We start from the raw sequence: 6,882 nt of genomic DNA on the forward strand, positions 1-6,882 counted from the left end.
CTCACGACGGGTCGGCCCGAACTCACGACAGGTCGGTGGGCGGGGCTCAGGGGTGGACGGTCTCGCCGAGCAGCTTGTGGCGCAGCGTGGACGTGTCCTCGTCGGTCCAGCCGTGCTGGGCCAGCCAGCCGAGCGCGCCGCCGTACTCGTTGTGGAGAGTGCCGAAGAGTCGCTCCATGGTGGCCGCTTGCGGCACCTGCTCGGCGAGCTCGGCCTTCATGAGGGCGGCGTAGGCAGGCCGCACCTTGAGCCGGTCGATGATCCGCTCGATGCGCTCGGCCGAGGCGACGTAGTCGGCGACAATGAGGTCGTCGGCGACGCCGACGACCGAGAGCGCCAGCCCGACGATCGTGCCGGTGCGGTCCTTGCCTGCCGCGCAGTGGACAACCGCTGCACCCGATGCCGTCGCGACTGCCTGCAGAGCGGCGACCACCGACTCGGGGCGGTTGGCGAGGTAGCCCAGGTAGTGCCGGACCCAATAGGCGGGGTCGGTGGTGTCGACGTCCTTGCGCGCCAGGACCAGGGTGTCCTCGGCGGTGGCCGCGCGGTTCCGGTCACGCACGAGCGAGAAGTGCTGCACACGCACGTCGGCGCGTCTCATCAGGGGACCCGGCCCCTCGGCGTCGACCTCGGTGACGCTGCGCAAGTCGATCACGTCACTCACGCCGACCTGCTCGACCAGCTGCCGTACGTCGGCAGCGGTGAGATCCTGCAGGTTGTCCGAGCGGAGCAGCCGCCCGGGCTTCACGACGGTTCCGTCCGACGTGGGCGTGCCGCCCAGGTCACGCATGTTGACGACGCCCTGGAGCTCGAGCCAGGCGATCTCGCTCATTCGGCTCCTGAGGCGGCCCGATCGAGCCACCAGAGGACCTCACCCTGACCGGTCACACCCGTGGCGGGGGCGGCGTGCAGGTCGAGGTCACCCATCGACCTGGCCACGGCGTCGGCCTTCTCCTTGCCCGACACCAGGAACCACACGGCGTGGGTGCGGTTCAGCGCACCGAAGGTCAGGCTGATCCGCTCAGGCGGGGGCTTGGGGGAGTCGGTGACGGCGACGGCGACGCGGTCGTCGACGTCGATCTGCGACGAGCCGGGAAACAAGGAGGCGATGTGGCCGTCGGGTCCGAGTCCGAGCATGACCACGTCGAACGCTCCGCCCCCGTGTTCGTGCAGCTCGGCGGCGTATGCCTCGGCAGCCTCCTCGAGGGGCAGCCCGGAGTCCAGGGCCGGCATCTCGTGGACGCGTTCCGGGTCGACGTCCACGTGGTTGAGAAGGTCTCCTCGGGCCTGGCGGGCGTTGCGGTCGTCGCTGTGTGAGTCGACGTAGCGTTCGTCGCCCCACCAGAAGTCGACCTCGTCCCAGTCGACGTCGAACCCGTTGAGCGACGAGGCGAGCTTGCGATGGACGAGACCCGCGATGGTGCCTCCGGTCAGGCACACCGACGGAACCCGCCCCGAGGCCTGGATTGACGCCAGCCGCTCGATCAAGGCCTCGGCGACTGCCTCGGCCAGCGTGTCCGCGTCGTCGTGGACCCGCTTCTCGGCGGTCATGACAGCACCGCTCGCAACTGCTTCAGACCGGCCGAGAGGTCGTCGAGGTGCAGCCTCAGCACCGGTCGGCCCTTGTCGGTGAGGACCTTGCCGTCACCCACCGTCTGGGCGACCAGGAACTCTTGGTAGGTGAACTCGCGACCGGGAACGGCGAGGTCCTCCTCGGGCTCCCCGGTCACCTGGAGATAGACACCGGTGGCCGGACCGCCCTTGTGGTACTGCCCGGTGGAATGCAGGAAGCGGGGCCCCCAGCCGAAGGTCACCGGTCGCCCCGTGCGGGTGGCCAGGGCGGGTCGGGTCGTGGCCAGGTCCGCATCGCGATGCCGGTCGAGGTAGGCGTGCACGGCGAGGTAGCCCTGCTCCGGGTCGAGCGCCTCGATCAGTGCTGTGACGGCCTCCGTGACGGAAGCGACGGTCTCGGGCAGCCAGTCGCCGGCGAAGACCGACACGGCGCCGTCGGTGAACCGTGGCGAGGGTGCCTCACCGCCCCCGTCGAGCATCTCTCGTGCCGCGGCCTTGGCGCTCTCGACGTCGGGCTGGTCGAACGGGTCGATGCCGATCACTCGCCCGGCCACGGCGGTGGCGTGTTCCCACAGCAGCATCTGAGCACCCAGCGGTGCGTCCACGGCCGCACCGAACCCGGAGGCGGGTCTGACCTCGGTGAACGGGAAGCCGGGTCCGAAGGTGGACAGCCCCGAGTCCGTCGTGCTGGGCACGAAGTTGGGGGAGTCGAGGGACTCCACGACAACGGGGAGGATGCCCTTTCCCTCCTTGCCCGTGGACTCGGCGATCAGCTGCTCGGCCCAGTCACCGAAGCCGGCGTACGACGCCCCGGCATTGGCCAGCACGAGCTTGCCGACACCGCGGGTCGCGGCAAGTCCGAGCAGCCCGCCGAGTCGGAGGCCGGGGTTGTCGACGGAGTCCTCGGCGAGAAGCGGACGGATCTGCGCCGCCTCGTCGAGCAGCCCGCCGATGTCGGCGCCGGCGAGTCCACTGGGCACCAACCCGAAGGCGGTCAGTGCGGAGTAGCGGCCACCGACGTTCGGGTCGGCCCGGAAGACGCGGTAGCCGGCCTCGGTCGCGGCCTCGTCGAGCGGTGAGCCCGGGTCGGTGACCACGACGATGCGGGTCGCCGGATCGATCCCGGCGTCACGGAAGGCCGCCTCGAACGACCGCTTCTGGCTGTCGGTCTCGACCGTTCCCCCCGACTTGCTGGAGACGACCACGACGGTCTGGTCCAAGCGGTCGGCGAGCGCTGCACGGACCACGTCAGGGTTGGAGGAGTCGAGCACCTCGAGCTCCACGCCGGCCGCACCACAGATGACCTCGGGGGCCAGCGAGGAGCCGCCCATGCCGCACAGCACGACTCTGGTGAGGCCCTGGTCGACGAACTCGTTGCGGAGCGTGGAGACGTCGGCGACCAGCGGCCGCGACGTCTCCGCCAGATCGACCCAGCTGAGTCGCTTGGCTGCCTCGGACTCGGCCGCCGGCCCCCACAGGGTGGGGTCCTGCGCGGCGATCCCAGAAGCGACCCGGTCGGCCACGAGCTTCTCGACCGCCGCCGCGAAGGCGGCCTCGTCGGGATAGCCGAAGGTCAGCCGGTGAGCGTCGCCCTCGACGACGTTCCAGGCGGTCATGACCGGCTGCTCTCGAGCTGCCCTTCCACGGTCTCCACGAGTTCGGTCCAGGACTTGTCGAACTTCTCCACGCCCTCGCGCTCCAGCACGAGCAGGACGTCGTCGAAGTCCACGCCCACCTGCGCGAGTGCGGCGAAGACCTCCTCGGCCTCGGCCGACCGTCCGCTGACGGTGTCGCCGGTGATCTCGCCGTGGTCGGCGAAGGCGTCCATGGTCTTCTCGGGCATCGTGTTCACACAGCCGTCGACGACCAGTTCGGTGACGTAGAGGGTGTCCGGGTAGGCCGGGTCCTTGACCCCGGTCGAGGCCCACAGCGGACGTTGCACGTTCGCGCCGCCCAGCTTGGCGAAGCGCTCGGAGCCGAACACCTCCTGGAAGGCGGCATAGGCGCGGCGGGCGTTCGCGATGGCGGCCTTGCCCTTGAGTGCGGACGCCTCATCGGTGCCGATCCCGTCGAGACGCTTGTCGACCTCGGAGTCCACGCGCGAGACGAAGAACGAGGCCACCGAGTGGATCGTGGACAGGTCGATGCCGTTGGCCTGGGCCTGCTCGAGACCGGTCAGGTAGGCGTCCATCACTGCGCGGTAACGATCGATGCCGAAGATCAGCGTGACGTTGACGCTGATGCCCTGCGCCGTGGCCGCGGTGATTGCCGGCAGACCGGGCTCGGTGGCCGGGATCTTGATCAGCACGTTGGGCCGGTCGACGGCCTCCCACAGCTCGCGCGCCTGGGCGATGGTTCCGTCCGTGTCCATCGCCAGCCCGGGCTCGACCTCGATCGAGACCCGGCCGTCGAAGTTGTCGGAGGCATAGACCTCGGCGAGCACGTCGCAGGCGTTGCGCACGTCGTCGGTGGTCAGCGCCCGGATGACGGAGTCGACCGACTCACCGGCCGCGCCGAGCTTGGCCACCTGGTCGTTGTAGCGCTCACCGTCGCTGATCGCACCGGCGAAGATGGTCGGGTTCGTGGTGACACCCACCACCGACTTCTCCTTGACCAGATCGGCCAGGCTGCCTGTCTCGATGCGCTCCCTGGAGAGATCGTCGAGCCACACCGAGACACCGGCGTCGGCAAGGGACTTGAGTCGTTCGGACATTCTGCTTCCTCCTGAACTGCGGGTCTGGTGATGCCTGCGCGGTGCTCGGTGTGGGGCCGGGTCAGCTCCCCGCTGCCGTGATGCTGTCGCGTGCCGCCGAGGCGACGGCCTCCGCGGTGACGCCGTACTCCTCGAAGATGCGCTTGTAGTCGGCCGAGGCGCCGTACTGCTCGATGGAGATGATGCGACCTGCATCTCCCACGATGTCGCGCCAGCCCAAACCGATGCCGGCCTCGACAGAAACCCGTGCCTTGACAGTGGGCGGAATGACGGAGTCGCGGTAGGACTGGTCCTGCGCGTTGAACCACTCCACACACGGCATCGAGACCACGCGGGCCTTGATGCCGTCGGCGGCGAGCTGCTCGCGGGCGGTCACCGCCAGCTGCACCTCGGAGCCGGTGCCGACCAGGACCACGTCGGGCGCGCCGCCCTCGGCGTCGACCAGCACGTAGCCGCCCTTGGCGACACCGCTGGTGTCGGAGAACCCGCCCTCGCCGCGGGGGAAGGTCGGCACGCCCTGGCGGGTCAGGCACAGGCCGGCGGGCCGGTCGCGGTGTTCCAGAACGGCCAGCCACGCAGCGGCGGTCTCGTTCGCGTCGGCCGGGCGCACGACGTCCAGCCCGGGGATCGCCCGCAGGGCGGCCAGGTGCTCGATCGGCTGGTGGGTCGGACCGTCTTCACCGAGGCCGACGGAGTCGTGGGTCCAGACGTAGATCGCCGGTGCGCCCATGAGCGCGGCCAGGCGTACGGCGGGGCGCATGTAGTCGGCGAACTGGAGGAACGTGCCGCCGAAGACGCGGGTCAGGCCACCCAGGGTGATGCCGTTCATGATCGAGGCCATCGCGTGCTCGCGGATGCCGAAGTGGAGCACCCGGCCACGGAGCGGGTCACCGGACCACTGCTCGGTGGTGCGGCTGGTCGGCACGAAGGACGGCGCGTCCTTGATGGTGGTGTTGTTGGAGCCGGCGAGGTCGGCCGAGCCGCCCCAGAGCTCGGGCATCAGCGGGGCGATCGCGTTGATCACCTTGCCGCTGGCGGCCCGGGTGGCGACACCCTTCTGGTCGGCGTCGAAGACGGGCAGTGCCCCGGCCAGTCCGTCGGGCAGGGCGCCGCTGCGGAGTCGCTCGAGGAGCCCGGCCTCGTCGGGGTGGGCGCTGGCCCAGCTGGCCAGCTTCTCGTCCCACTCCTTGCGGAGGAGGGAGCCGCGCTCGGCCAGCGAGCGGGTGTGGGCCAGGACGTCGGCGGGAACCTCGAACGTCTTCTGCGGGTCCCAGCCGAGCACCTTCTTGGTGGCGGCGACCTCGTCATCACCCAGCGCGCTGCCGTGCGCGGCCTCGGTGCCCTGGGCGTTGGGTGCCGGCCAGGCGATGATCGTGTCGAGAACGATGAAGCTGGGCTTGTCGGTGACTGCAGCAGCCTTCTGGATGGCGGCGTGGAGCGCGGGCACGTCCTCGACGTACTCGGTGCCGCCGTTGGTCCAGTCGACGGTCTGCACGTGCCAGCCGTAGGCCTCGTACCGCTTGCCGACGTCCTCACCCAGCGCCACGTCCGTGTCGCCCTCGATGGAGATGCGGTTGCGGTCGTAGATCACCGTCAGGTTGCCGAGCTGCTGCACCCCGGCGATCGAGGAGGCCTCACCCGAGACGCCCTCCTCGATGTCGCCGTCGGAGCAGATCGCGTAGACGTGACGGTCGAAGGGGGATTCGTCGGCCGGGGTGTCGGCGTCGAGCATGCCGCGTTCGCGACGGGCGGCCATGGCCATGCCAACGGCGTTGGCGACGCCCTGGCCGAGGGGGCCCGTCGTCGTCTCGACGCCCACGGTGTGGTGGTACTCGGGGTGGCCCGGGGTCTTGGATCCCCAGGTGCGGAGGGCCTCGAGGTCTTCGAGCTCGAGCCCGAAGCCGCCGAGGAAGAGCTGCGTGTAGAGGGTGATGCTGGAGTGGCCGCAGGAGAGGACGAAGCGGTCGCGGCCCTGCCAGTAGGCGTCGGAGGGGTCGTGCCGCATCACCTTCTGGAAGAGCAGGTACGCCGCGGGCGCCAGACTCATCGCCGTGCCGGGGTGTCCGTTGCCCACCTTCTGGACCGCGTCCATGGCCAGCACGCGGGCTGTGTCGACAGCGCGGCGGTCGAGGTCGGTCCACTCCAGGGTGGGGGAATCGGTGGTCACGTGAGGATCCTCTCGTTGCAACTACGGCGGCAACGACGAGCCTACTCATCGGGGACGATAGACTCGACGTCGGCACCATCGATCTTCTGCATCTTGAACGCAGTCTTTGCAACCCGAGGTTTTCGTGACGTACGTCGGCCAGTCGGCTTCCACCCCTGAGCGGGCGGCACCTCCGTCGGGCGACCCCGAACGCGCCAGCTTCAAGGACGTGGTCGGGGCGTACGTCGGCCTGACCAAACCGCGCGTGATCGAGCTGCTGCTGCTCACCACGGTCCCGGTGATGTTCTTCGCCGACCGGGGAGTGCCCGACCTGTGGCTGGTGGTCGCGACCGTGATCGGCGGCACCCTGTCGGCCGGATCCGCCTCGGCGTTCAACTGCGTCTACGACCGTGACATCGACGAGCAGATGCGGCGCACGCGTCGGCGGGCG

General features: G+C 69.8%; 6 protein-coding genes. 1 reads left to right on the plus strand and 5 read right to left on the minus strand.

The window, feature by feature from the left end; translation table 11 throughout:
- Positions 1-46: 46 nt before the first annotated feature.
- The 5 genes from NJ4_RS13820 to tkt all read right to left on the minus strand — a co-directional run bounded on the left by NJ4_RS13820 (position 47) and on the right by tkt (position 6,452).
- Complete coding sequence (locus NJ4_RS13820) at positions 47-832, minus strand: tyrosine-protein phosphatase (RefSeq protein WP_067436093.1); 786 nt, start codon at positions 830-832, stop codon at positions 47-49.
- On the minus strand, positions 829-1,551 hold the full coding sequence (gene pgl / locus NJ4_RS13825) for a 6-phosphogluconolactonase (protein ID WP_067436096.1): 723 nt from the start codon (positions 1,549-1,551) through the stop codon (positions 829-831). Before pgl ends, NJ4_RS13820 begins: the two co-directional genes overlap by 4 nt.
- Entirely contained in the window at positions 1,548-3,188 is a 1,641-nt protein-coding gene (locus tag NJ4_RS13830; RefSeq protein ID WP_067436100.1) for a glucose-6-phosphate isomerase, read from the minus strand. The genes pgl and NJ4_RS13830 overlap by 4 nt, the downstream gene beginning before the upstream one ends.
- The gene (tal, locus tag NJ4_RS13835; RefSeq protein ID WP_067436105.1) at positions 3,185-4,285 is read right to left on the minus strand and encodes a transaldolase; all 1,101 of its coding nucleotides are present in this window, start codon (positions 4,283-4,285) and stop codon (positions 3,185-3,187) included. Before tal ends, NJ4_RS13830 begins: the two co-directional genes overlap by 4 nt.
- Positions 4,286-4,346: 61 nt before the next feature.
- Positions 4,347-6,452 (minus strand): transketolase, encoded by a 2,106-nt coding sequence (gene tkt / locus NJ4_RS13840; protein ID WP_082748570.1) that lies wholly within the window; start codon positions 6,450-6,452, stop codon positions 4,347-4,349.
- Positions 6,453-6,576: 124 nt separating this feature from the next.
- Here tkt and NJ4_RS13845 point away from each other — a divergent pair.
- Positions 6,577-6,882: UbiA family prenyltransferase (locus NJ4_RS13845; protein ID WP_169799263.1), on the plus strand; the 306-nt coding region annotated here is incomplete at its 3' end.

It is taken from the genome of Nocardioides jensenii JCM 1364 = NBRC 14755, from assembly GCF_001552535.1.
Lineage (GTDB): Bacteria > Actinomycetota > Actinomycetes > Propionibacteriales > Nocardioidaceae > Nocardioides > Nocardioides jensenii.